General features: G+C 71.5%; 23 protein-coding genes and 2 pseudogenes. 10 read left to right on the plus strand and 15 right to left on the minus strand.

Annotation, left to right across the window (positions count from 1 at the left end; translation table 11 throughout):
* The first annotated feature begins 11 nt into the window (after positions 1-11).
* A complete protein-coding gene (locus WMF42_RS42875) occupies positions 12-1,409 on the plus strand; it encodes a hypothetical protein (protein WP_437688982.1) in 1,398 nt (465 codons plus the stop codon).
* 342 nt (positions 1,410-1,751) lie between these two features.
* Here the strand turns inward: WMF42_RS42875 and WMF42_RS42880 are convergent, their stop codons facing one another.
* Together WMF42_RS42880 and WMF42_RS42885 are read right to left on the minus strand one after the other, a co-directional pair.
* Positions 1,752-2,021, minus strand: a complete 270-nt coding sequence (locus tag WMF42_RS42880; RefSeq protein ID WP_437688984.1) for a hypothetical protein — start codon at positions 2,019-2,021, stop codon at positions 1,752-1,754.
* 187 nt (positions 2,022-2,208) lie between these two features.
* Entirely contained in the window at positions 2,209-2,415 is a 207-nt protein-coding gene (locus WMF42_RS42885; RefSeq protein WP_437688986.1) for a hypothetical protein, read from the minus strand.
* 455 nt (positions 2,416-2,870) lie between these two features.
* On the opposite strand from WMF42_RS42885, the gene WMF42_RS42890 reads away from it, so the two are divergent.
* The gene (locus WMF42_RS42890) at positions 2,871-4,949 is read left to right on the plus strand and encodes a serine hydrolase (RefSeq protein ID WP_437688988.1); all 2,079 of its coding nucleotides are present in this window, start codon (positions 2,871-2,873) and stop codon (positions 4,947-4,949) included.
* A 95-nt stretch (positions 4,950-5,044) separates the two neighbouring features.
* Here WMF42_RS42890 and WMF42_RS42895 read toward each other — a convergent pair whose 3' ends face one another.
* Entirely contained in the window at positions 5,045-5,386 is a 342-nt protein-coding gene (locus tag WMF42_RS42895; protein ID WP_434049001.1) for a LysR substrate-binding domain-containing protein, read from the minus strand.
* Between the two features lie 29 nt (positions 5,387-5,415).
* A pseudogene (locus WMF42_RS42900) lies at positions 5,416-5,655 on the minus strand (helix-turn-helix domain-containing protein); the annotation flags it as partial.
* Between the two features lie 545 nt (positions 5,656-6,200).
* Between WMF42_RS42900 and WMF42_RS42905 the strand changes: the two are divergent.
* Together WMF42_RS42905 and WMF42_RS42910 are read left to right on the plus strand one after the other, a co-directional pair.
* Complete coding sequence (locus WMF42_RS42905; RefSeq protein ID WP_437688990.1) at positions 6,201-6,593, plus strand: hypothetical protein; 393 nt, start codon at positions 6,201-6,203, stop codon at positions 6,591-6,593.
* A gap of 28 nt (positions 6,594-6,621) precedes the next feature.
* Positions 6,622-7,020 (plus strand): nuclear transport factor 2 family protein, encoded by a 399-nt coding sequence (locus WMF42_RS42910; protein WP_437688992.1) that lies wholly within the window; start codon positions 6,622-6,624, stop codon positions 7,018-7,020.
* Here WMF42_RS42910 and WMF42_RS42915 read toward each other — a convergent pair.
* Positions 7,005-7,754 carry an SDR family NAD(P)-dependent oxidoreductase gene (locus WMF42_RS42915; RefSeq protein WP_187345819.1) on the minus strand — a complete coding sequence of 250 codons (750 nt, stop codon included), beginning with the start codon at positions 7,752-7,754 and terminating at the stop codon, positions 7,005-7,007. The two genes, WMF42_RS42910 and WMF42_RS42915, sit on opposite strands and share 16 nt — an antisense overlap.
* A 373-nt stretch (positions 7,755-8,127) precedes the next feature.
* Between WMF42_RS42915 and WMF42_RS42920 the strand changes: the two genes are divergently transcribed.
* Positions 8,128-8,535 carry a DUF5906 domain-containing protein gene (locus WMF42_RS42920; RefSeq protein ID WP_437694436.1) on the plus strand — a complete coding sequence of 136 codons (408 nt, stop codon included), beginning with the start codon at positions 8,128-8,130 and terminating at the stop codon, positions 8,533-8,535.
* Here the strand turns inward: WMF42_RS42920 and WMF42_RS42925 are convergent.
* The 9 genes and pseudogenes from WMF42_RS42925 to WMF42_RS42965 form a co-directional block, all read right to left on the minus strand.
* The gene (locus tag WMF42_RS42925) at positions 8,532-9,473 is read right to left on the minus strand and encodes an MBL fold metallo-hydrolase (RefSeq protein ID WP_437688994.1); all 942 of its coding nucleotides are present in this window, start codon (positions 9,471-9,473) and stop codon (positions 8,532-8,534) included. The two genes, WMF42_RS42920 and WMF42_RS42925, sit on opposite strands and share 4 nt — an antisense overlap.
* A gap of 4 nt (positions 9,474-9,477) precedes the next feature.
* The gene (locus tag WMF42_RS42930) at positions 9,478-10,080 is read right to left on the minus strand and encodes a hypothetical protein (RefSeq protein WP_437688996.1); all 603 of its coding nucleotides are present in this window, start codon (positions 10,078-10,080) and stop codon (positions 9,478-9,480) included.
* Positions 10,081-10,303: 223 nt separating this feature from the next.
* Positions 10,304-11,323 (minus strand): NAD-dependent epimerase/dehydratase family protein, encoded by a 1,020-nt coding sequence (locus WMF42_RS42935; protein WP_437688998.1) that lies wholly within the window; start codon positions 11,321-11,323, stop codon positions 10,304-10,306.
* Positions 11,324-11,407: 84 nt separating this feature from the next.
* On the minus strand, positions 11,408-11,854 hold the full coding sequence (locus tag WMF42_RS42940) for a TetR/AcrR family transcriptional regulator (protein WP_437694479.1): 447 nt from the start codon (positions 11,852-11,854) through the stop codon (positions 11,408-11,410).
* Positions 11,855-11,914 (minus strand): annotated as a pseudogene (locus WMF42_RS42945) (TetR/AcrR family transcriptional regulator); the annotation flags it as partial.
* Between the two features lie 854 nt (positions 11,915-12,768).
* Positions 12,769-13,254: a hypothetical protein gene (locus WMF42_RS42950; RefSeq protein ID WP_155798961.1), complete on the minus strand. Its 486-nt coding sequence runs from the start codon at positions 13,252-13,254 to the stop codon at positions 12,769-12,771.
* Between the two features lie 104 nt (positions 13,255-13,358).
* Entirely contained in the window at positions 13,359-14,468 is a 1,110-nt protein-coding gene (thiO, locus tag WMF42_RS42955) for a glycine oxidase ThiO (protein ID WP_437689000.1), read from the minus strand.
* Positions 14,469-15,014: 546 nt separating this feature from the next.
* Positions 15,015-15,998 (minus strand): hypothetical protein, encoded by a 984-nt coding sequence (locus WMF42_RS42960; protein ID WP_437689002.1) that lies wholly within the window; start codon positions 15,996-15,998, stop codon positions 15,015-15,017.
* 103 nt (positions 15,999-16,101) lie between these two features.
* The gene (locus tag WMF42_RS42965) at positions 16,102-16,791 is read right to left on the minus strand and encodes a hypothetical protein (protein WP_437689004.1); all 690 of its coding nucleotides are present in this window, start codon (positions 16,789-16,791) and stop codon (positions 16,102-16,104) included.
* Between the two features lie 177 nt (positions 16,792-16,968).
* Between WMF42_RS42965 and WMF42_RS42970 the strand changes: the two genes are divergently transcribed.
* The 5 genes from WMF42_RS42970 (at position 16,969) to WMF42_RS42990 (ending at position 22,057) form a co-directional block, all read left to right on the plus strand.
* Positions 16,969-17,514 carry a hypothetical protein gene (locus tag WMF42_RS42970; protein ID WP_061611255.1) on the plus strand — a complete coding sequence of 182 codons (546 nt, stop codon included), beginning with the start codon at positions 16,969-16,971 and terminating at the stop codon, positions 17,512-17,514.
* Positions 17,515-17,525: 11 nt separating this feature from the next.
* Positions 17,526-18,032 (plus strand): hypothetical protein, encoded by a 507-nt coding sequence (locus WMF42_RS42975; protein ID WP_437689006.1) that lies wholly within the window; start codon positions 17,526-17,528, stop codon positions 18,030-18,032.
* A 127-nt stretch (positions 18,033-18,159) separates the two neighbouring features.
* On the plus strand, positions 18,160-19,803 hold the full coding sequence (ffh, locus tag WMF42_RS42980; RefSeq protein WP_437689008.1) for a signal recognition particle protein: 1,644 nt from the start codon (positions 18,160-18,162) through the stop codon (positions 19,801-19,803).
* A gap of 11 nt (positions 19,804-19,814) precedes the next feature.
* Complete coding sequence (locus WMF42_RS42985) at positions 19,815-20,936, plus strand: carbohydrate-binding family 9-like protein (RefSeq protein WP_437689010.1); 1,122 nt, start codon at positions 19,815-19,817, stop codon at positions 20,934-20,936.
* Between the two features lie 302 nt (positions 20,937-21,238).
* Entirely contained in the window at positions 21,239-22,057 is an 819-nt protein-coding gene (locus WMF42_RS42990) for a DJ-1/PfpI family protein (protein WP_437689012.1), read from the plus strand.
* A 42-nt stretch (positions 22,058-22,099) separates the two neighbouring features.
* Here the strand turns inward: WMF42_RS42990 and WMF42_RS42995 are convergent, their stop codons facing one another.
* Positions 22,100-23,005, minus strand: coding sequence for a BON domain-containing protein (locus WMF42_RS42995; RefSeq protein WP_437689014.1), 906 nt, complete (start codon positions 23,003-23,005; stop codon positions 22,100-22,102).
* Between the last annotated feature and the right edge of the window lie 232 nt (positions 23,006-23,237).

Consider the following 23,237-nt stretch of genomic DNA (forward strand, 5'->3'; position numbering starts at 1 on the left):
GAGCAGCCTGTATGAGCGCCCCTGCCCTCGCACACCGCGTCTCCCGCGCGTTCGCCGCGGCCGTCGTTTGCCTCACGCCGGCCGCGTGCGCCACCTCAGCGACGTTCACCCGGCCCGTGCCCGACCACGTCTCCGCGAGCGTCGCCGACGCGCTCGGCGACGGCGTGATGCACGTTCATGTGATCACCGACTCCATGGCGGTCACCGCCGTCCTGCGCGGGATGTTCCGCGGCCCGCGCTTCAGCTACAGCGAGGAGGTCCCCGAGAGCCCTTCCGCGCTGCCGGACGAGGTGGGCGAGCTCTGCGCGGCCCTGGAGCGGTCGGGCGCGGAGCTCCTGATCGTCGCCTCGGACAGGGTGGAGTATCCGCCGGGAGAGCCCGAAGCGCAGAGCCTCCAATCCCACGGCGACGAGGGCGGGCGCCGGGAGGACGAGGGGAACGAGGCTGGCGGCGAGCGCCCCGCGGAGCCCCGGAACGCAGCGTGCGCGCAGCACGACGCCACCCGGGTCGAGATGCGCCGGCGCGCCGCCGCGGAGGTGGACACGGACGTCCAGCTCGTCACCCCGACGGTCTGCGCAGGGTCGCTCGCCGAGCGGAAGCTCCCGGCCAGGCTGAGCGTGTCGCCCGAGCAGCTCCGCGCGCAGCTCACGCGGCTGCTCCAGGGCTCCCAGGTAGCCCGGACGACGGGCGGGTGGGCCTCCGTGCAGCTCACGCCGGGGGCCTCTCCGGCCGTGGGCGATGAGGCGCGGGCCGTCGGGCCCGGAGCGCAGGACAACACGACCGGCATGGTCACCCGCGTGGCGGAGGGCCGCGCCGAGGTCCTCGGCCAGTGGCCGGACCGGCCCTTCGCGACGGGCGATTACGTCTTCTTCGGGGGCCCCCTCTGGAGCTTCTCGCTCACCCCGGAAGCGCGGGTATCGGTGCCGAACGCCGTCAACCTGGGCGTCGACTTCGAGGTGTACCGCACACATCACGGGCCGCTCGTGGGCATGGGGGTCGGCTGGCTCGTCGGCGTGGGCGACTCGGCCCGCGTCGGGGGCTCCGGCGCACACCTCTACGGGGGCTACCTGCTCTGGCTGAGCCCGACGCGGTTCGGCCTGTACCTGCGGGGTGACGCCGGCATGGGCGGGGTGTGGGGCGCCGAGAAGCCGTTCGTGCACGTGGGGATCGCCGCCGGGCTGAAGTGGCGTGTGCCGTCGGTCATGGTCCTCGACGCGTCCGGCGGGTACGATGTCGGCCCCTCGGTGACGTTAGGCCCCGCGGGGAGCGCGCGCCCGCTCTCGTTCGCGTGGCACGGGCCTTCGGCGCGGCTGACGTTCGCCATCGACAACCAGCTCCTGCCGCGGACCTCCGGGTACACCGAGCAGATGCCGTGCATCATGGTGGGCTGCGACGAGCATGCGCGATGACACCGCCGACGTTCACGCTGCGACCGCCACGGGGGCGCGGAGCTCAGCCGGTCAGACTTTCGCTTCCTACCCGGGACAGGTAGACTTCGACATGATGTTGGCTGTCGCCACCAGTCGTTGTCATCCCATTGGTGCCACACTTCTGCTTGCCCTGCTCCTCGCCGGCTGCGCTCCGCCGGCGACGTCCGCGCTCACAACTTGCCAGGCGCTCGCCGCCGCGCGCCTCTCGCGCAATGCGCCCCTGGCCGGCATGCTCGCGGGCTCGCCGATGTTCGGTATTGCCAACGAGACGCTCGCATACGTAGTCGGCGTCGGCTGGGGCGACGAATGCGAAGATAAACGCTACGTCCAAATACATGTAGACGCGGTCACCGGCGCCGTGGCGGACCCCGGCGTTGTCGGCTCAGGCTGCATCCAATGACGCTGGTCCTCCACCGAGGTTTTCTTCGCCCACGTCACCCGGAGCACCACGGACACCGCCTGCCCGAGGAGCTGGCCGAGGAAGATGCCTTCGTCGCCGGGGAGCTGCGCCTCGAGGTTCGCCTCGGCGAGCGCGAGCTGGGCCGCGTTCTGGCGGCGGGCCGCGCCCGGGCACTTGAAGCGGAGCTTCATCTTCTTGTGCCTGCCGCCCGGGCCACGCTCTTTCGACCCAGGACCGAGCCATAACGACGCTCGTGGTCCCACCCTTTCGCTCTGCCGCGCTACACTTCCTCGCGCTGCGCTCCGGCTTGATTTGCCTACGCGCTCGGCGCCCTCGTCGAGGCGGAGCGCGCCTCGATCTGGATCGACGGCGTTGACATCAGTACATGATGCCTCCAGCGTCGCGCGATTTGATCCTCCAGGTCCGCTCGACGAACTTCACAAATCCGCCGAGCTTGGCCACGTCCGCTCGGACTTCTTCCTTGAACTTCTCGTCGTCGCGCTCACCCCGGATGTCTTTCGTGGCGTGGAGCTCGCGCCCATCGACCCAGAAGCAGCACGGCCCAAAGTATCCGGGGCCATTCATGTCGATGGTGAGGCGCCTCTGGGAGGGCAACTCGCATCAGGCTCCTCGGATCGGGCCACCTCACGGTCGTAAGCTCTCTTTCGTCGATGTCGTCATGCACGCACAGAATGGATTCGATATCCAGCATATCCCGCGAGCGATGGGCCGCCGCATCCTCCCGCTCGGGAGGCAGGGCCGCGCTCGTGGGCCTGTGCAGCTCGGGCAGCGGCCGTCGGACCAGGGTCAGCTGGTGGCACGCGGGGCAGCGACGGAGATTGATTCCCGTGAGCCTCATGAAGACGGCGGATCATCTGCTGGAGAGCTCCCGCGGGCGATGAGATCGCCGGACGCAGAAGTCACCGCTTCTTCAGGAGGGCCGGCGGATCAAGCAAGAATTCGTCGGCTCCGCGCGGCCATCCGACCTTGACATCCTCGAAGCGCCCTGCTGTCCCTGTCTCCTTCGAAAGGTGGTTCGGATGCACTGTCGCCTCATCATCCCGCTCGTTTGCACGGTCTCCGGCGCGATCGCCTGCGGCGGCAGCGAGCCACGGCCCGTCCAGCCGCCGCCCTCGATCGCCGGGAGCTCCGCGCAGCCTCCCCTCGCGGCCCCGCCGGCCGCTCCCGGCGCGCCGGCCGCGGAGAGCGTCGTGACGGTCGACGCGGACTCGCCGATGAAGACGCCCTCGGGGGCCACGTACACCGCCCCCAAGGGCTGGACGGTGACGACCCGGGGCGACATCGTCGTCCTGGAGGACGCGAATCGCGAGGTGTCCATCACGTTCGTCGAGCGCAAGGAGCTCGAGGGCGACGCCGCGATCGCCGCCGCCTTCCGGCAGGTGAAGCCGGAGTTCGCCCGCAAGATCAAGCGCGTCACCACGCCGCCCGGGCGCGGCGGCTGGGACAAGCACGTGGACGTGGAGTACGAGACGACCACGGCGGAGGCGCGCGACGTCGACGCCAGCGCCCGTCGCAAGGGGGACACCTGGTACGTGGCGCTGTTCGACGGGACCAAGGAGGGCTGGGGCAGGCGCGCGGCGGGGGCCCGGATCGCGTTCTCCAGCTTCAAGGCCAGCGGCGTCGAGGAGGAGTCCTTCGAGGGCAAGAAGGCCCACGTGCTCGACGAGGCGCGCCTGCGGGAGCTCGAGTCGTTCATCGAGGAAGGGCGGAAGACGGCGGATGTCCCGGGGATGGCGGTGGCCGTGCTCCAGGGAGGCAAGGTCGTCTTCGAGCGAGGCTTCGGCGTCAGGGAGCTCGGGAAGAAGGACCCGGTGACGCCGAATACGCTGTTCCGGATCGCGTCCACGACCAAGCCGCTGACGTCGCTGATGATCGCGGTGCTCGTCGATGAGGGGAAGTTCGGCTGGGATACGCCGGTCACCCAGGTCCTCCCTTCGTTCGCGGTGGGCGACGCGGAGCTCACCCGGCGGATGACCATGCAGAACCTGCTCTGCGGGTGCACCGGGATCCCCTATGACAACCTGGGGACCGACCTCGAGTACGCGGCCGTCACCCCCGAGGCCGCGCTCGCGAGGATCCGCGATCTCGCGCCCACGACGGGCTTCGGGGAGGCGTACCAGTACTCGAACGCGCTGCTCGCCGCCGCGGGGTACGCCGCGGCGCACGCCCTCTACCCGAAGCGGCCCCTGGGGCCTGCCTATTACGAGGCGATGCGGGCCAAGGTGTTCGGGCCGCTCGGGATGAGGTCGACGACGTTCGACGTGGGCGCCGTGAAGCGCGCGGATCACGCGTCGGCGCACGATCGATCGCCCAGCTACGAGATGGTCGCGACGCCGTTCCCCGCGACCCACTGGACCGCTCCGCTCGATCCGAGCTGGGGGGTGTGGTCCAACGTCCGGGACCTGTCGAAGTACCTCTTGATGGAGCGCGGCAAGGGCAAGACGCCCGAGGGGAAGCGCGTCGTCTCGGAGGCGAACCTCGTGAAGCGCCGCGAGCCGCAATCGAGGTCGGGCGACCTGACGCGCTATGGCCTGGCGTTCACCATCGAGACCTACCGCGGCGTCCAGGTGCTCGGCCACCCGGGCGGGGCCTGGGCGTATGGCGCGGACCTGTTCTTCTTGCCCGAGCATGACGTCATGGCGGTCATGCTCACGAACGTCGACTTTCCGAACCCGTTCGGCATCCGCGTCTTCCGCCGCAAGCTGTTCGAGCTGCTCTTCGACGGCCGCGACGAGGCGCGGGAGGACCTGGCCTACGCCGCGAAGACCCAGGAAGCGGACTTCCGCCAGGAGATGAGCCAGGTCGACCTGGAGCCGGACCGGGCCTGGCTGGATCGCCTCGCCGGGGCGTACGAGCACCCGTGGTTCGGCAAGGTGAGCGTGCGGGTGGAGGGGAACCGCGGCGTGTTCGATGCTGGAGAGTGGCAGAGCAGCGTCGGGCGGAAGACGGAGGAGGACGGGACGGTCAAGCTGGTGCTCACGAGCCCGCCGTGGATCGGGTGGCCCGAGTTCCTGCCGAAGGAGGTCGACGGGAAGACGACGCTCCATATGCAGGCGTGGCAGCGCAAGGTGGTGTTCGAGCCGGCCAAGGGGAAGTGAGCGGGGTGGGAGGCCCGGCCGGTCTTGCTGAGCTGCCCGGCCGTCCCGTCGCACATCGGACCGTCCCCCACCACGCGAGCGCTGTCCCACCCGGCCTACGCGATGGCGGCGCGCCGCGGGCTCCGGAGGTGCTCGGGCGCGGCGCAGAGCACGAACCGGTTCGGCCCGAGCTTGCGCGCGCGCAGCCGCGAGTCGCGGAGCCGACCCATGCGCACCGCCGCGTCGTACCCGTCGCCGATGAGGTCCACCACGCGATCGTCGAGGTCCATCTGCAAGCGCACCTCGGGGTAGCGGCGCCGGAACTCCGGCAGCGCCGGCAGGAGCAGCCGCAGCGCCACCCCTGCAGCACCGACACGCGCACCTCCCCATGCACCGCGCGCGCGGACTCGGACAGCTCCCGCTCGGCCTCGGCCAGCTCGCCCAGCGCGCGCACGCAGCGCTCGTGGAACCTCGCGCCCGCCGCCGTGAGCGCCACCCGGCGCGTCGTGCGCTGCAGGAGCTGCGCGCCGAGCGCCGCCTCCAGCCGGGCGACGCTCTTGCTCACCGCCGACGGCGACACGCCGAGCTGCCGGCTCGCCGCCGTGAAGCCCCCCGCCTCCACCGCCCGCACGAACGCCGCGAGCCGCCGGAGAGGAGCGCTCATGCTGACGACCCACCCCGCGAACTCCCCATCGCGCCGCCGCGCCCTGCTGCAGATGGCCGCCATCGCCGCCGTCACGGCGGGCCGGCGCGGCGGCTCGCGCTGCCGGAGGCGGCGTGGGCGTGGGCCGCGCGGGCCGGGGAGCGGCTGCGGGCGCGGCGGTGGGGAGCGGCGGAGGAGGCGGCCGGCGGGCGAGACGGTGGGGGCGCTGCTGTCGGCGCGGGAGCGGGCGAGGACGGCGCGGGAGGGAGGGCAGGCGCGGGCGGCCGGGCCGAGAGCGGCGGCGATGTGGACGGCGCAACCTGGGTCGGCGGCGCAGGGTCGGCGGCGCAACCCGGGTCGGCCGCGCAACCTGGGTCGGCGGCGCAACCTGGGTCGGCCGCGGCGCCTCGCTCCGCGCCGTCGCAGGGAGCGCACCAGGCTCGGGCGCCACGAGCGACGCCGGAAGGACGGCCGCTCGATGTCCTCGAGTGCCCAGCTTGCAAGGGGCGGATGAAGCTCGTCGCCGTGGTGACCGAGCCAAGGAACATCGCCCGCTTCCTCTCCGCGCTCGGCGAGCCGACCGATGCGGGCCCTTCACCGCCGGCGACTCGGCGGCGGAGGGTGCCCCGTTGGGCCACACCGGCGCCGCCCTCGACGGCGAAGCAGGCGGAAACTACGAAAATCGCTACTATTTCCGCCGGCCGCTCGTCATCGGCCGTTTTTTCTGGCGGGACTCTTCCGCGGGGACGGACCGTCGCGATACGTCGGATGCCCCGGGATTTTGGGAGGGCGTGACGACGGATCGCAGCCCCTCGGAAGGCGTGGGCCCAACCCGGGCCCAAGCGTCAAGCCCGGGGCCTCGGGAGCGCGTCGCGACCGATCCGCCGCCTCGAGCGGTCCTGCTGGCCTCGCTCGCCAGCATCCTGAGCCGCGCCGTCGCCCTCGGGGACGAGGTGGCGGCCCGGGTCGTTCACGAGGCGCTCGGTCGGCTGCTCGGGCTGCCGGTCGCACCAGAGGGGTGAGTCCGCGGCGCAAGCGCTCGCTACGAGCGTGGAGGCCGCGAACAGCGCGTTGTTCCGCGCCCGCTCCGCGACCGGCAGCAAGATCGGCGGGGCGGAGCCGGTCGACATCGCGAGGACCACGCAAGTGGATCCGCGTCTGCTCGAACAGTACGTGCGCGCCTTCGAGGAGGCGAATGTGGATGCCCTGGTCGCGTTGTTCCACGAAGACATGCGCACCACCATGCCGCCGGCGCCAACCTGGGTCTCCGGGCGCGCCGCCAACGAGCGCTTCTACCGGCTGATGTTCGGCAGCATCGAACGAACCGTCTCAGGGGCCAGCTCACGATCTGCGCGAGCATGCGCTCCTCGGGAACGACGTCGCGGCGAGGTGCCGGCAGCGCGCCTGGATCTTCCGAGGCGCGCTGCCCCGGGTCACACTGCGGTGTAGCCGCCGTCCACGGTCAGCTGCGTGCCGGTCATGTACGACGACCAGTCGGACAGCAGGAAGACCGCCGGTCGAGCGATCTCGTCTGCGTGCGCGTACCGCTTCATCAGCGTGGCTGCGCCGAAGGCGTCGAGCACCTGCTCGCCGCTTTGCATATGATCCCAGATCTCGGTCTCCACCGGGCCGGGCAGGATGGCGTTGACGCGAATCTTGTCCGCCGCGTAGTCGATGGCCGCAGACTTGGTGAGGCCGAGGATCGCGTGCTTGGTCGCGGCATAGACGCCGAACCCGGGCGCAGAGACCGTGGAGGCGATCGAGCCGCAGTTGACGATCGAGCCGCCGCCGCCCTTCTTCATGACAGGCACTTGATACCTCATGCACAGATAGATGCTGTGCAGGTTGACCTGCATGAGAGCGAGGTAATCGGCGACCGGCACGTCCGCGAGCGGCCCGAGCGCGGTGGCGATACCGGCGTTGTTGAAGACGCTGTCCAGCCGCCCATGGGCCTCCACGGTGCGCTCGATCAGAGCCTGGATGTCCGCCTCGACGGTGACGTCGGTGCGGACGAACAGCGCGTTTCCACCCTCCACCTTGATGCGGGCCACGAGCGCGTCGCCCATCTCCTGGCGTCGCGCGGCCAGCACCACCTTGGCGCCGGCCCGCGCCGCCGCGATCGCTGTCGCGGCCCCGATTCCCGATGTGGCCCCGGTGATCAAAACGACTTTATTGCTGAGCATGGCAATCTAAACTCCGTGTAATAAATGTTGGAATGGATCGAAAGACTGGCTGTCTCCATCTGACGGGACGACGGCGAAAAGGAGCGGCCCGAGGGACCGCCGGTGCTCGTCGCGACGTTCGCGGCGCCGCGGGCTCGCCTTGACGAGGCCGAGGTCGTCCAATCGTTCGCGCTGGCGTGCCACCGAGGATAGCCCGCGCGAAACCATTCCGTCCTGTCAATAATTTTCCGCCAGCGACCGGCAGTTGGCATAACGTACAAGAAATACGATCCACTGATCCGCGTATAAATACCAACAGATCCAACGAGTTCACTCGGATATGTAATATTGTCTACGTTACGCTGGCGACGCCGTCAGACTTCAGCACTGCTCGATTCTATTTGGCGAGGGCGGGAACGGCAAGAGCGCGGGGATCAACCTCGTGAGGGCGATGTTTCCGCCGGAAGCACTCGCGAGCCTTCCGCCGCAACGGTGGACGGAGCGATTTGCGCTGTCTGCGCCAGAAGGGAAACTGGCTAACTTCGTGTCGAAAACGCCCAGCGGAGAGCGCCTCGAGGGTGGAGCGTTCAAGGCGGTGGTGACCGGCGATCCGGTGATGGCGGAGAGAAAGCACCGTGAGGGTGAGCTCGCAGTAGATATCCTGAAGGACGTGGAGATCCTCGCTCCGCCGGGCATCGATCGCGGACGATGCAAACAGGGGCGGGACGCGCTCCAGGTGTGCCCTGGGAGGACGACGAGCCCGAGGCCGTGCTCTGTGCCTCCCTCCGGCGCTCGATCCTAGCGGCCGAGCAGGATCCGTTGCTCTCCCGGCGCGAGGATGTGGACCTTCCCAGGCGGGATCCGCCGGGCCGCCATCACGCGCTTGAGCTCGGAGACCGCCTGGCCGGGCTCGTCCGAGGAGTTGATGAACGTGTCGAAATGGATCGGCACCACCCATTTCGCGCCCATATCTTCGCAGGCCTCTAGCGCCTCTGCCGGGGCCACGTGGCGCGAGTGCATGAAATCGCGCGGCCCGATCGGCGCGATCGGCATCAGCGCGAGATCGATCGCGGGGAACCGCGCCCGCGTCTCCGTGAACACCTTGCGATCGTAAGCGGTGTCCCCGCCGAAGTAGACGGTGATCCCATGATATTCCACGACGTACCCCGTGAATCCACCCCAGCCGAGGGCGATGTCGACTCCGTAGCGGCCTCCCCCGTGCTTCACCGGGACGGCGGTGATCCGCAGCCCGTCGTGCTCCCAGCGCTGCCACGTGGAGAGCTCGATCGTGTCGAACGCGAAATCGGGCACGTAGGGGAGGGCGCCGCGGGGGACAAAGAGCACCGGTGTCTTCTCCTCGATCATCTCGAGCGAGCCGAGCGACAGGTGATCGAAGTGCGTGTGCGAGACCAGCACCGCCGAGAGGGGCGGCACGTGCTCCGGGTCCAGGCCCGGCTCGACGAGCCGCGCGGCGAGGAGGCCCACGGTCGAGGTGAAGACCGGATCCGTGAGGATCTGCTTGTCGTCGATCTGGACGAGCGCCGTCGCGTGGCCGACCCAGAGGACGGCCAGGCGCGCGTCTTTGCGGTAGGGCTCTCGCACCTTGTTGGCGACGGGCGCCGGGCCGCCGAACAGCGCGCCCGTGTTGCCTGACAGGACGCGCCCCGGCATGCTGTTGCAGGACAGCGCCGAGGCGGCGAGGAGCGCCATGAGAGCGGTGGAGCTTGCCGCGCAGAGCATGGGGTCAGAAGTACCTGAGGTTGAGCGTCAACGTGGTCCCGCGCAGCGCGCGCGTCGGAGAGTAGGCGACCTGCACGCCGATGACACCGAAGAGGGTGTAGAGGCCGGCCTCGTACGCCGCCGCGACCTCGCCGCCGAGCGTGAAGGCGGAGCCGCCGAGCGAACAGGAGAGGTACTCTCCGCGGTGGAGCAGGGGGAAGTAGGCGCGCACACCGCCAGTCAGCTGCACGTGATCTTCGATGCCGGCGCCGGAGAAGAGGTATTCGGGCGTGACATGGATCTCGAGCGCTCCGGCATGCCGCGCGAGCGGCTCGGCGAGGAGGCTGCGCCAGGGGGACAGCCTTCGATTTCTGCCGAAGGAGTAGAGCACGGGGGTGAGCTGCCAGCGCAGGCCGAAGCGCGTGTCGTCGGCGTAGAGGTGCCAGGTGGGGCTCGGAATGAGCTGCGACGCGGCCCAGGCGAGGTCGGGGCTTATCCCCGCCTCGGCGAGGCTCTGCGTCTCCGCGGCGCGGGCGGGGGAGCCCCAGGCGAGCGCGCCTGCCAGCGCGGCGCCGGCGAGCGAGCGCCGGAGCGCTGTCGCGGGGCCGCCGCGCGCAATGCAGGGCAACCGAGCGCCCGCAGCCGCCCGCAGCCGCGCGCAGGCGCTTGCCGAGCACCGCGAGGATGGCGAGGGCGCGACGTTGCCCGAAGCGAGCGCGGTGGCATTCTCCTCGGCGCGATGGCAGCTCGCTCTCGCCACCGTGCGCCCTCTTGCCTTCTCCATCTTCTCTCTTGTTCTCTGCCAGCCGCTGTCACCCTCACGGAGAACCAGTACAGCCATCGACCGCGCCTCAATGCGCGAGCGCGGGGCTCTCGCCGCTCCGCCGAACGGCGCTGCCATGGGCCCGGAGCGCGGCGAGGCCTTCCGCGCGGCTCCGCACGGCGCGGTAGCCAATCTCCTTCTTCGCCCGAGCAGACGAGAGGTGAAGCGTTTGCCCGAGGAGCCGCACGTCCTCGAGGGTGAGCGGTGGGCGCCGTCGCGGCGCGAACCACCCGAAGAGGTTGGTGAGGAGCCACCCGAACAGCACCGCCAGGGGGAGGGGTACGGACCAGGCCTTCGCGTTTACGCCGCGCGTCGCCATGAGCTCCGTCAAGAAGGTGCGCATCGGCGTGACCTCGTCGTCGGTCACGAAATACGCGCGCCCGCCGACGTCACTGCGCACTGCGCAGCTCACCGCTTCGGCGACATTGTCGACGTGGGCGACGCTGTAGAGGTGTTTGCCCCCGCCGACGTAGGCGAAGCGCCCCGCGCGGAAGGCCTCCGCGATGATGTCAAGGGTCTGCGCGTCCGGGCCCCAGATCATCGGTGGGCGGAGGCTCACGGTGCGCATCGCGGGGCTGTCTGCCTCGAGCACCATCGCCTCGGCGAGAGCTTTCGTCGCGCTGTACGGCAAGGAGCGGTCGACCCTGGGCGGCAGAGCGTCCTCGTCCCCTTCGCTCGGCCGAGAGTCCTCGATGACAACCGACGCAGCCCCGAGATAGATGAAGCGGCGGACGCCGGCCGCGCGCGCCGCTGCGAGCAAGCCGCCGGTGCCCTCGACGTTGGTGCGGGCGTGCTCGCCCCAGCGCAGGGCCGAGGTGAGGGACGCGGCCGCGTGCACCACGACCGCGGCGCCCGTGCAGCCCTCGGCGAGCGCGGCGGCGTCGTGGAGGTCGCCGCGGACGGGCTCGGCGCCGAGAGCGGCGAGCTTGGCTGCGCTGGCGGCGCTTCGCGCGAGGGCACGGACGCGGTACTCACGCGCGATGAGCGCACAGACGATGGCGCGGCCCACGAAGCCGTTGCCTCCGGTGACGAACACGGTCTCTGCCATGACGAATCTCTCCTGTTCGGGCCAGCTCCGGCGCGCCCTCCAGGATCATCTATAGCGTCGCTATACGACTTGTCTATAGCGGTGCTACAATTGGTCCGCGATCGCTTGGAACACCGCGTCGAGCGCCCCCGCCGAGGTGGCGCGGCTCGGTGGTGCGCCGGAAGGGCTCGCGACGATGCTGAGCGCGAGGCCCTGGACGACGGCCCAGACGTGCTCGGCAGCGCGCTCGATCGGCACGTGCAGGGCGCCCGCCCTGGCGCAACGCTCGAGGCGGTGCCGCATCAGGGCGTAGCTCGGCTCGAATATCGACGGCTGCTCGATGCCGCGCGCCATCAACGCGGCCGTGACGGAGGGGTGGGCCTGCACGAATTCGAGCACGTGCTCGCAGCCCTTGCGGAGATCCGCGACGGGGTCGTCTGTCGGCGTGAGCGCCCGTTTCTTCGCCATGAACTTCTCGAGCGCGACGGCGTGGACCGCAGCCACGAGCCCGTCCCGGTTGCCGAAGTGGTGGTAGAGGGTCGGCATCGTCACGCCGGCCTCCTCGCACACCCGCCGCGTCGTGAGCGCCGCTGGGCCTTCGCTCTCGAGCACCCGGTACGCTACGGCAGCAACTTGTCCTTGACGTCGGCCATCGCCGTCAGGCTAACACAGCTAGCCTCTGGCAGCTCCTCGCGACCCGGAGGCAGCCCGACGGCGCGCTGAACGAGACCGCGCGGGCGACGCTCTCGGCCGTCGATGTGCGCTATGCGACGGCGTCTACGTGGATTGACCCTGGGCGATGAGGGCGACCTACTTGGCCGCGATGCTCGCCAGGGCCTGGGCGATGCGCGGCGGCGCGTTGGGGCGAGCGTACATTCGCTCCATGTAAGAGAGAAGTGCGGGGCAATCGCCCAGCAGCTTGACCTCGTTGCCCCAGTCGAGCGTGTAGGCGAATCGGCGCGTAGCCGTGCGCCCCGAGCCCCCGGTACGGCGGCCGCCGCGTCGGCGCTGGGAGAGCGTGCTGGAACATCGGTCGGCTCGCCGTGCGCGGAGAGAAAGCGGGCGATGTTCCTTGGCTCGGTCACCAGGGCGACGAGCTTCATCCGTCCCTTGCAAGCTGGGCACTCGAGGACATCGATCGCACATGTGCGGCGCAAGAGCTCGGCGCGGAGTGCGGGGACGCAGGCACGATCCCGAAGCAGGCGGCAGCGCATCGAAGGGCCGGGCAGCAGGGCGGCGAGCGAAGGAGAATCCCTCGGCGCTGCGTCGCCAGGCCAGTCGCCGACCCCGAACGGTGATGCCGCGGGCCCTTCACCGCGGGCGATGCGGCGGAAGAGGGCGCCGCGTTGGGCCACACCGGAGCCGCCCCCGGCGGTGAAGCAGGCGGAAACTACGAAAATCGCTGCTGTTTCCAGCGACCAGTCGCTATCGACCGGTTTCTCTGGCGGGAATTCTGCCCCACCAAGCTAGCTCGTGGCCGCGCCTGGGCCGACCTGCACGGGAGGCGGGGTCCGCGTGATGCTCCGCCATGTGTCGACGGCCCAGTCCCGGTCCGACTCGTCCTTGCAGACGATGGTGCAGCGCGCGAGCCGGCCGGCCTCGGGACACACCATGATCGCCATGAGCACCCAGCACGGCTCCGGCTCGTCATCGCTCTCGCCGAGCATCCACAGCGCGGCGCCCGCGAGCTGCCCGCGCTCGTGCTCGTAGCGCAGCCCGGACATCTCGTGCGGCGGGAAGGTGTCCAGCACTTCCTTGGCCGTGAAGGGCGCGCCGTCGTGCCGCCGGTAGATCATCGACGAGAGCGAGACCTCGCGGCGCTCGCCCGGATCGAACATCCGCAGCGTCTCCCCGCCGTACAGGAGCTCGGAGTCGAAGGTGGGATCGACCTGGATGGCCCAGCCGCAATGGAAGTAGAACCGGATCGGGATCATCTCGCAGGTTGGCGGCATCGCGGCGCTCAGCGTAGGCGCTCCGCGCGGCGAACGCACGCCGACCTGCCCCGGCCTGGCCGCCGGAGGGAGCGGCGCGGCGGCGACGGTCAGGAGCCCCGCGCTCAGCCGGCGAGGCCGGGCCGCCCGGGCGAGAAGGGCGAGAGGTCCAGCGGCGGCCGTTCGCCCGCGATCAGCGCCGCGACGATCTTCGCGGTCACCGGGGCGAGGAGCACGCCGTTGCGGAAGTGCCCTGTCGCGAAGACGAGGCGCTGGATCTCCCCCTCTCCGAGGATCGGCAGATCGTCCTTCGTGTGCGGCCGGAGCCCGGCCCATGTCCGGCCGAGCGGCGCGTCGCCGAGCGCGGGCACGAGCCGGAGCGCCGCGGTCAGCAGATCGCGGACGGCGCGCGACGTCACGGCGGTGACGTAGCCGGCGAACTCCATTGTCGCGCCGACGAGCACGCGGCCGTCGTCGCGTGGCGACAGGTAGCACCCGGGCCCGAAGATCACCTGCGAGAGCACCGGCGAGGCCGGCGTGAGCTCGACGATCTGCCCGCGCACCGGGCGCACCGCCGCGGGCGCGAGGCCCGAGGCCTCGAGCAGCGACGACCAGCTCCCCGCGGCGACCACCGTCCAGCGCGCCTCGACCCGGGTCCCGTCCTCGAGCTGCGCCCCGCGCGCCTGCTCGCGCTCGACGAGGACGCGCCGGACGGTCGCCCCGGTGCGGAACTGCACGCCGGCGCGCTCGGCCGCGATGCGCAGCGCGCGCATGAGCGACGGCGGATCGATCCGCGCCTCGTCGGGGAACCACACGCCGCCGGCGACCTCGTCGCAGAGCGCCGGCGCGCGCGCCCGCGCCGCCTCGCCGTCGCAGAGCTCCACGGCGAGGCCGGCGTCGCGCTGCCAGGCGACCTCGCGCGCGATCTCGTCGCGCCCGGCCGGCGTGAGCGCCATACGGAGCGCGCCGCACTGCCGGAAGCCCACGTCGAGGCCCGTCGCCTCGGCGAGCGAGGCGGCGAGCTCCGGGTAGAGCTCGCGGCTCGCGAGGCAGAGCCGCGCCAGGGGGCCGTCGCCCGCGGCCTCGAGCTGGGGGCCGATGATGCCCGCCGCTGCCCAGGAGGCGCCCTCGCCCGGGTTGCGCTCGAGGACGCGGACGGACAGCCCGCGCCGCGCGAGGGCGAGCGCCGATGCGCACCCGGCCACGCCGCCGCCGATCACCACCACGTCGCTCATCGGCGCGTGCATAGCACGCCGGGGGCGGAGGGCAGCCGGGCAACCGGGAGGGGACGGGGGCGGCGCGCTGCGGCATGGCGCGGGGGGCCGGGGCCGCCGGATCCATCGGCGCAGATGGGCAGCGCGAGACGCGGCGGATGGACTGTGTGCTCGCGCGGAAGGAGGGGCCAGAGCGACAAGCGGGCTGAAACTGCCTGCAAAGCGCAGAACTTCGAACCGCCAAGAGGCCAAGGGCGCCAAGAAGAGGATCCTCTCTTGGCGTCATTGGCCACTTGGTGATTTGTTTCTCGCCTGATCGACGTGAACGCTCCGGCAGCGGTGAAGGACATCGCTGCTCCTTACATGCCCGACAAGGAGGGACTTTGATGGACCTCTCACCCGACGTCCTCAGCTGACGTGCGGCTGCTCAACCCTTCCAGCGTTGGATCGAGCTCGAACGCATCAAGCCCTGGTACAAGGCCATCCGCCGGCAAGTAGGTCCTGGAGGCATCCCCCTCGACGCCTCTGAGTCCGCCCGCGCGTCACGGAGTGAGCGCGCGACGAACGCTACTCCGACGCCCCTTCGTCGCGCTCCTTGGCTGTCGCTGCGGATCCAGGCGCCTGGGCCTCGACCTCGGGGGGCGTTGCCGCGATTTCCGTGGCCGCTGAGGCGATTTTCGGAGCCGTGGTGGCGGTTTCTTGAGCCGTTGAGGCGATTTTCGGAGCCGCGGTAGCGGTTTCCGCGGCCGCTGAGGCGGTTTCCGCGGCCGGGGTGGGGGGGCCCGCGGCCGCTGAGGCGGTTTCCGTGGCCGAGGTGGGGGGGCCCGCGGCCGTTGAGGCGGTTTCCGCGGCCGGGGTGGCCGTCTTCGGAGTCGTCGCAGCCCCCTCGGCGGCAGGCGTGGTCTCTGCCGCCGCAGCGGCCCCCTCCGCGGCCGCCGCCGCTGCCGCAGCCCTGGGCCCCTTCGCTGCAGCCTTCGGCGTCTTCGCCGCCGGCGCCGGTGCCGCCGCCTCGGCGCCCGCCGCCGCCTCGGCGCCCGCCGCCGCCTCCGGCGCCTTCGCCGGCGCCGCCGCCGCCTTCGCCTTCTTCTCCTTCGCCGCCTTCGCCTCGAGCGCGCCCGCCGCGATCGGCTCCCGCGCGCCCTTGCCGACAGCGCGCGGATCGCCGTACGGGAACGCCGCGCTGCCGCTCGCGTCGATCGGCTTGCGCGGCGCCTCCGGATCCGTCGCAGGGCTCGGCGGCGGCGCGATCGGCCGCGGCGCGCGCAGGCGGTTGCCCGGGCCGGCCTGGGTCCAGACCTGCACGTCGCCGAGCACGCGCGTCCTGTTCGCCATCCGCCGCTGGCCCCTCGCGCCGAGCAGCCGCTCGATGAACGTCGGGGGCGACGTCGCGCCGGGCTCCCCCTTCACCCAGCACGTGTAGTCGCCGATGCCCGTCCCGCGGAACGTCTCGCGGCAGACAGCGATCCCGAGCCCGGCCGCGATCTCGCTGAGGAGCCGGCCCGGCTCGGCCTCGACCGTCATGTGCTCGTTGACGAAGGTGACCCTGGGCATCGGTGGACAGGCAGCGTCCTGCTACCCCGCGACGAGCGCGTCAAGAACCGGAGCGCGCGCCCCTCACGCCGGCTACGCGCCCCTCACGCTGGCCTCGCGTGCCTCACGCCTGTTTCGCGTCCCGCACGCGGTGCAGCACCCGCGCGATCCCGAACAGGTTCCAGCCCGCGAACCCCAGGAACAGCGCCACCAGCGCGACCGCCCAGCGCGACGCGCGCGGCGAGCTGCCGTCGATGAGCAGCCAGGCGTCGTCCGTCACGGCCGTCCCCGTCTGCTCCTCCACCTCGGCGGCGAGCCGCGCGTGCCGGATGCCCGCGCTCCTGAACGGCACGAGCCGCCCGGCGAACGTGCTCGGCGGCACGAAGCGCGGGCCCTCGAAGCCCTCCGGCACCCGGATCTCCACCCACAGCCCCGGGTTGCCGGCCACCGGCGCCAGCCGGAAGGAGTCGCCCTCCGCGGCCCGCCCGTACCGGATCGCGCTGCGCGTCCCGAGCAGACCCGAGGCCCGCACGTAGCGGTTCGCGAGGTCCTCCGTCGGGCGCAGCGGCGCGAGATCGCCAACGTCCGCAGGCCGGCCGGGCGACAGCGCGTAGCGCGCCTCGCCGAGCAGCGCGATCGCCATCCACAGCGCGGCGATCGCGGTCACCGCCATCAGCACCACCGTCACCGTGCGCTCCTGCCGCGGCGGCGCGGGCAGCGCGAGCAGCTCCGGATCGGGCCCCGTCAGGTCGAGACCAGGGCCGCCCGGGCCGCGCGGCAAGGATTCCAGGGTCGAGGTCGGGTCGGTGGGCACGCTTCGCCGAGTATATAGCCGGAGCGCGGGCCGGGGTGCACGAGCCGCGCCGCGCTCCGCTCACGCGCTCGGCCGGGCCGCGCGACGGCCCACCCTGCACCAGACAACCGGCGCCCCGGGGTGGTTCCGGTCGGCGCGCGCTTGCCCGCCCGCGGCGGCTTGCCTAGCCTAGCCGCGATGGCCTCGAAGAATGACAGCTCCATCGTCTGCTCGTCGTGCGGCGCGAACAACGCCTCGGTGACGGCGAGCGGGCGCTGCGTCGCGTGCGGCGCCCGGATGGGCTCTCTGCAGCCGCTCCGCGACGCCGACCTCGATCGCCACCGCCGCTACCAGCAGGAGGGCTTCTCCCTCCTCTGGTGCCTCATCGCCCTGGTGCTGCAGAGCCTGCTCACCGCGGCGCTCGTGGGCGGCCTCCCCATGATCGTGCAGCAGCTCGACTTCGAGGGGTCGAACGGGATGGTCGTCGCCATCCCTGTCTGGTTCATCGGCGGCGTGCTCCTCGGCATGATCTCGCCCGGCAAGACCTTCCTGGAGCCGGTTGTCGCCTCGTTCCTCGTCGCGATCCCGACGGTCTTCTATCTCCTGCAGAGCCAGACAGTGCGGACGATGCCGCTCTTCATGTACGTGATCATGGCGCTCATCGGCGTGCTGTTCACGCTGATCGGCGCCTACCTCGGCGAGCGCATCCAGATGGGCCCGCCCCCCGCGAAGGCCTCGGACTGAGGGCGCCCGGCGTGACGACGCCGTCCGGCGCGACAGGGCCGTCCGGCGCGACGGCGAGCGCGGGGGCAGCGGGGACGGCAGCCCGGCGGATCGCCGCGGCGCTCGTCGCCCTCGCCGCGCTCCACGGCGCCTCCGGGTGCGGCCGGTCGGCCGAGCAGCACGAGGCGGACGCGCTCCTGCGCGCGATCGACGTCCTCCGCGACGCCCCGAGCGAGCCGCGCGCCGCGCGCGAGGCGCTGCTCGCCGAGCTCGAGCGGCAGCCCGCGTCGACCCCTCCCGCCGTGAGCGCCAGGGACACCTGCGCCCGGGCCTACCGCCTGCTGCTCGACGCGACGGCCGCCGAGGCGCGCGTCCGCGCCCTGCTCGAGGCGCCCGCGGGGTCGGCCGGGCCCGGGACGCTCGGCGATCTCACCGACCTCGCGGCGGCGGACGCCAAGATCAAGGAGAGCGCCGAGACGATGCCGAGGTGCGCCGAGGCGCTCTCGGAGCTCCGCCGCGCCGCCCGGCGCGGGATGTGACGGCCGGCGCCACGCCGGCCGCGCCATGCCCCGTACGCCGGGGGCCCCCGCGCCGGTCGGCGGGACGTGCGCTTCACGGAGGCAAGGGATCCGCGCTCGCGGTCCCCTGTGCTAAGACCGCCCTGCCATGTTCGACACGCTGACACGGGGCTTTCGTCAGGCCAGAAACCGCCTCGCCGGGCTCACGGAGCTCACCGAGAGCAACATCGACGCCGCGCTCCGCGAGGTGAGGCTGAGCCTGCTCGAGGCAGACGTCGAGATCGGGGTCGTCAAGGCGTTCCTCGCCCGGGTCAAGGAGGCCGCGGTCGGCCGCACCCTGGAGACGCGGGTGAAGCACGCCGGCGAGGTCCACCAGGTCTCGGCGAGCGATCACTTCATCAAGATCTGCCACGACGAGCTCGAGGCGATGATGACCCACGAGGGCGACGAGATCGCCTGGGCCGACGGCGGGCCCACGGGCATCATGATGGTCGGCCTCCAGGGCTCCGGAAAGACGACGAGCTGCGCGAAGCTCTCGCGCTACCTCGAGAAGCAGGGGCGCAAGCCGCTGCTCGTCGCGGCCGACATGCAGCGCCCCGCGGCCGTCGAGCAGCTCAAGGTGCTCGGCGAGCAGCTCAAGGTCCCCGTGTTCAACCTCCCCGGCGAGTCGCCGGTGGCCATCTGCGCCGCGGCGCGCGGCGAGGCGAAGCGGCTCGGCCGCGACGTCATCATCTACGACACCGCCGGCCGCCTCGCGATCGACGAGCCGCTCATGCAGGAGCTCGCGCAGATCAAGGACGCGACCTCGCCGGACAACATCTTCCTCGTCGTCGACGCGATGATCGGCCAGGACGCCGTGAAGACGGCGCGCGGCTTCAACGAGCGGCTGTCGATCAGCGGCGTCGTCCTGACGAAGCTCGACGGCGACGCCCGCGGCGGCGCGGCGGTCAGCATCAAGGAGGTCACGGGCGCGCCGGTCCTCTTCAGCGGCATCGGCGAGACGACGGACAAGTTCGAGCCGTTCCGCGCGGACGGCATGGCGAGCCGCATCCTCGGCATGGGCGACGTCGTCGGCCTCATGCAGGACTTCGAGGAGGTCGTCGACCAGAAGAAGGCCGAGAAGGACGCCGCCCGGATGCTCCAGGGCGACTTCACCCTCGAGGACTTCCTCGATCAGGTGCGGATGATCCAGAAGATGGGGTCGCTGAAGGACCTCGTCGACAAGCTGCCCCTCGGCGGCATGTTCCCCGGCGGGCTGCCGCAGGACGTGAACCTCGACGACCGGGAGCTCGTCCGCATCCAGGCGATCATCCAGTCGATGACCCGCGTGGAGAAGAGCGACCCGTACGCGCTCGTCCGCGAGCCGAAGCGGGTGGAGCGCATCGCGAAGGGCTCGGGCACCAAGCCCGAGGCCGTGACCGAGCTCGTCCAGAAGTTCCTCTTCATGCGCCAGATGATGAGCGGCCTCGGCCAGAACATGGGCCTGATGGGCAAGATCCCCGGCATGAAGCAGGCGGCCATGGCCAAGAACATGCGCGAGATGCAGAAGCAGATGATGGCCGGCGGCGGGATGCCGGGGATGCCGGGGATGCCGGGGATGGGCATGCCGGGCATGGGCTTCCCGGGCATGGGCTTCCCCGGGATGGGGATGCCGGGCATGGGCGGCTTCCCGGGCGCCGGCGCGGGGGGCCCGGCCCTGACGAAGATGAAGACGCTCAGCGCCACCGAGCGCAACGCCAAGAAGGCGCAGCGCAAGCGCGAGCGCGACGCCCGCAAGAAGGGCCGGAAGTAGCGGCGGCCGCGATGCGCCGGCCCTGCAGCCAGCGGCGCTCGTTCAACGGCGCGCATGGCGCGCACGGCGCGCGCCCGCGCGCGCTGGCCCTTGTGATGCTCGGCGCGGCCTTCGCCGCGTCGTGCTCGAGGGGCGGCGGGGGCGAGCAGGGGGCCGCGCCTGCCGGGTCGGCCGGCCGGGCGCCTGCCTCCGCGAGCGCGGGTGCGGGTCGAACAGCGGACGCCGATCCGCGGGGGCGGCCGGCCGCCGTGAAGGAGCTCTCGGTGCGCAAGCTCGCGCCCGGCGCCGCGGTCACCATCGACGGCCGGCTCGACGAGCCGGCGTGGCAGGCGGCCGCGAGGACTGGCCCGTTCGTCAACGCGGGCACCGGCCGCGAGGACCGGTCGCTGCCGACGCAGGGCGAGGCGCGGCTGCTCTGGGACGACGCGTTCCTCTACGTCGGGTTCGACGTCAACGACGGGACGATCACCGGCGGGTTCCCGCAGGGCGCGAGCGATCCGCACCTCTGGGAGCGGGACACCGTCGAGGTGATGATCGACCCGGACGGCGACGGGGACAACAAGGACTATTACGAGATCCAGATAGGCCCCCAGAACCTCGTCTTCGACTCGCAGTTCGACGACTACAACGCTCCGAGGGGCGGCCCGAACGGGCCTTTCGGTCACCAGGCGTGGAGCGCGGGGCTCGTGAGCGCTGTGGAGCTGCGAGGGACGATCGACGACGACTCGGACGAGGACCGAGGGTACGTTGTCGAGGCGAAGATCCCGTGGAGCTCGTTCGCGAAGGCGAAGGCGGCGCCGCCGTCGCCGGGGGACGTGTGGCGGATGAACTTCTACGCCATGCAGAACAACGGCGGCGCGGCGTGGTCGCCCATCCTGGGGGAGGGGAACTTCCACCGGGCGCGGCGCTTCGGGCGGGTCCGGTTCGTCGGGCCGGGCGGCGAGACGGGCGGGGCGGGGGCATCCACGAGCGACGCGGGCGCCGCGCGCGACGCGGGCGCGGTGACTGTGAATGCTCCCTCGGCGGCGCCGCTCGGCACGACGAGCGCTGCGGGCGCCAGGCCTGGGGCCGCGGTGCCCTCCGCGTCGGCCGGTCCGAAGCCTGTCTACCGGGCCGATCCGCCGGATCGCTGAGCTGCGCCTGATACATCGTCCGCAGGGACGTCCCGGTGGCGCGAGGGGTCTTCCGAGCTGCCCGCCCGAGGAGCGCCTGCTCCTCGCGCGGCGCGGGGGAGGCACGTCGCGCGGCGTGGGGGAGGCACATCGCACGTCGTGAACCAGCGATCGACCCTCGCCGGAAGATCCGGATCGAGAAGAAGCTCGCGCTCGCCCTGGCGATGCGACAGCGCGTCGCAGGACAACGTGTCGCATTGTCGAGCGCTGTCGCGGCGCGTATCAGGATGAACCGCCAGACACGACACATGGAGGTGAACACCATGAGACGACGACAGCTTCTCGATATCGCCGCCGCGGGCGCTGCGCTCGCGACCCTGAAGACGCTCGGCGGGTGCGCGCCGGACGGCGATGGCGGCCCCGGACAACCCCCCGCGACGCCGGAAGGAGAGGGCGCCTCGATGCAGCACATTGCCATGCTCGTCTACCCTGGGTTCACCGCGCTCGACCTCATCGGACCCCAGACCACCTTCAGCATGCTCGACAACGTGAAGGTACACCTCGTATGGAAGACGCTCGACCCGTTGACGACGGACTCGGGCATCACCCTCCTGCCGACAACGACGTTCGAGGCGTGCCCCGAGGAGCTCGCTGTCCTCTTCGTCCCAGGCGGCGTGGCGGGCACCATCGCCGTGATGAAGGACGCCGAGGTGCTCGACTTCCTCGCGGCGCGCGCGGAGACGGCGAGCTACGTGACGAGCGTCTGCACGGGGTCGCTCGTGCTCGGCGCGGCAGGGCTGCTCCGCGGCTACAGCGCGACCTCGCACTGGGCGATGCGCGAGGTGCTGCCGCTCCTCGGGGCCGAGCGCGTCGACGCCCGGTACATCGAGGATCGCAACCGCATCACGGGCGGCGGCGTCACGTCAGGCATCGATTTCGGGCTCCGGATCGCCGCCAAGATGCGCGGTGAGGCGGCCGCGCAGACAGCGCAGCTCATCATGGAGTACGCCCCCGACCCGCCGTACCAGGCGGGCACGCCCGAATCCGCGCCAGCGGCCATTGTCGAGCGGCTGAGCGCCCTGATAGCGCCGGACGTCGCCGAGGCCAGGAAGGCGGCAGAGCAGGCCAGGGCGCGCTGGTGACGGCGCCGCGGAGCCATGGAGTCCGGACGCCCGGATCCGGGCTCAGATCCGGGCCGTGTGGCTCTCCGTGGGGCGAGGCGCTCCCTGCGGCGTGCCCGCCAGGGCGGCGTCGCCCATCGTGCCCGCCGTGGCGGTCGAGCGGGTCGTCGGCTCGGTCGTCGGCTCGATGGCCCGCTGCACCCGGATCCGGTTGTGCACGTCCTCGACGCCCCGCACGCTCTCGGCGACCTGCTCGATGATGCGCTTGTGGTTGCGCTGGGGCACCGTGCCCTCGAGCGTGACCTCGTTGCTCTGCACCTCGACCGTGACGTCGCTCACGTCGATGTCATTGCGGTACGAGAGCATCTCGCAGATGTCCTCCTGGATGCGCGCGTCCGAGCGCTTGTAGCCCTTCGGTCCGCGGCCGAACGCGCTGCGCACGCGGTCTCCGATCGCGCCGAGCGTATGGCTGACACCCTCCAGCGCCGAGCGGCCGGATTCGCGGCGATCGTGGCCCTCGCCGAGGTACGGGCCGTCGCTCCAGGCCTCCTCGGGGCTCACGACGCGGGTCATGCCGAGATGATAGGCGCCGCCGAGGTTGAAGCTGTACGCGCTGCCCGAGGCGGGGAGGGGATTGCCGCCGAAGCTGCGGCTTGGATCGTGGCCGCCATGGCTCCAGCCGCGGTCCGGGTCACCGGCATCACGGTCGCCGCCGTCGAAGCGGCGGTCCTCGAGAGAGCGGCGCGCGTCGTCGCGCTGCCCCGTGGGCCCGTACGTGCGCGCGTGCTCGCGGCCCCAGTCGCGGTTGTCGCGCAAGGCAGCCCCGTGATCGTACATCGAGCCCGCGCTGCGGCGCTCGTCGGGATTCCAGCCGTGCTCGGTGAAATGGCTCCGCTCGCCCTGGTAGCGCTGGTCCCAACCGCGCTCGGCTCGTCCGTAACCCGTGTCCCTTTCGAATCGATCTCGCATCCTGTGCCTCCTTTCTTCCTTGCGAGCAGCGTGCCTCGAAGGCGTTTTCGACGCGCGACAGCGCTGCGTGACAGATCGCGCCAGCTGTTGACCTGGAGCACGAAGATGGGTCGCGTCGGAGCCCGTTGCCACCGGGGAGAACCCTTTGTCTCGCGCCGGGGCGATCCCGAGTGTGGCGATTCACCGGAACAATGAAGAGCCTGCTTTGAGCGCCCTCGCCTGCGCAGAGCGC

Origin of the sequence: Sorangium sp. So ce176 (genome assembly GCF_051519835.1) — a bacterium.
Classification (GTDB): Bacteria; Myxococcota_A; Polyangia; order Polyangiales; family Polyangiaceae; genus Sorangium; species Sorangium cellulosum_G.

Bases quoted from the DNA above. Each gene is read 5' to 3' on its own strand.
- WMF42_RS42875 (WP_437688982.1), top strand. From the start codon at position 12: ATGAGCGCCCCTGCCCTCGCACACCGCGTCTCCCGCGCGTTCGCCGCG.
- WMF42_RS42880 (WP_437688984.1), bottom strand. From the start codon at position 2,021: ATGAAGCTCCGCTTCAAGTGCCCGGGCGCGGCCCGCCGCCAGAACGCG.
- WMF42_RS42885 (WP_437688986.1), bottom strand. From the start codon at position 2,415: ATGAATGGCCCCGGATACTTTGGGCCGTGCTGCTTCTGGGTCGATGGG.
- WMF42_RS42890 (WP_437688988.1), top strand. From the start codon at position 2,871: ATGCACTGTCGCCTCATCATCCCGCTCGTTTGCACGGTCTCCGGCGCG.
- WMF42_RS42915 (WP_187345819.1), bottom strand. From the start codon at position 7,754: ATGCTCAGCAATAAAGTCGTTTTGATCACCGGGGCCACATCGGGAATC.
- WMF42_RS42925 (WP_437688994.1), bottom strand. From the start codon at position 9,473: ATGCTCTGCGCGGCAAGCTCCACCGCTCTCATGGCGCTCCTCGCCGCC.
- WMF42_RS42935 (WP_437688998.1), bottom strand. From the start codon at position 11,323: ATGGCAGAGACCGTGTTCGTCACCGGAGGCAACGGCTTCGTGGGCCGC.
- WMF42_RS42950 (WP_155798961.1), bottom strand. From the start codon at position 13,254: ATGCCGCCAACCTGCGAGATGATCCCGATCCGGTTCTACTTCCATTGC.
- thiO (WP_437689000.1), bottom strand. From the start codon at position 14,468: ATGAGCGACGTGGTGGTGATCGGCGGCGGCGTGGCCGGGTGCGCATCG.
- WMF42_RS42960 (WP_437689002.1), bottom strand. From the start codon at position 15,998: ATGCCCAGGGTCACCTTCGTCAACGAGCACATGACGGTCGAGGCCGAG.
- WMF42_RS42970 (WP_061611255.1), top strand. From the start codon at position 16,969: ATGGCCTCGAAGAATGACAGCTCCATCGTCTGCTCGTCGTGCGGCGCG.
- ffh (WP_437689008.1), top strand. From the start codon at position 18,160: ATGTTCGACACGCTGACACGGGGCTTTCGTCAGGCCAGAAACCGCCTC.
- WMF42_RS42985 (WP_437689010.1), top strand. From the start codon at position 19,815: ATGCGCCGGCCCTGCAGCCAGCGGCGCTCGTTCAACGGCGCGCATGGC.
- WMF42_RS42990 (WP_437689012.1), top strand. From the start codon at position 21,239: ATGAGACGACGACAGCTTCTCGATATCGCCGCCGCGGGCGCTGCGCTC.
- WMF42_RS42995 (WP_437689014.1), bottom strand. From the start codon at position 23,005: ATGCGAGATCGATTCGAAAGGGACACGGGTTACGGACGAGCCGAGCGC.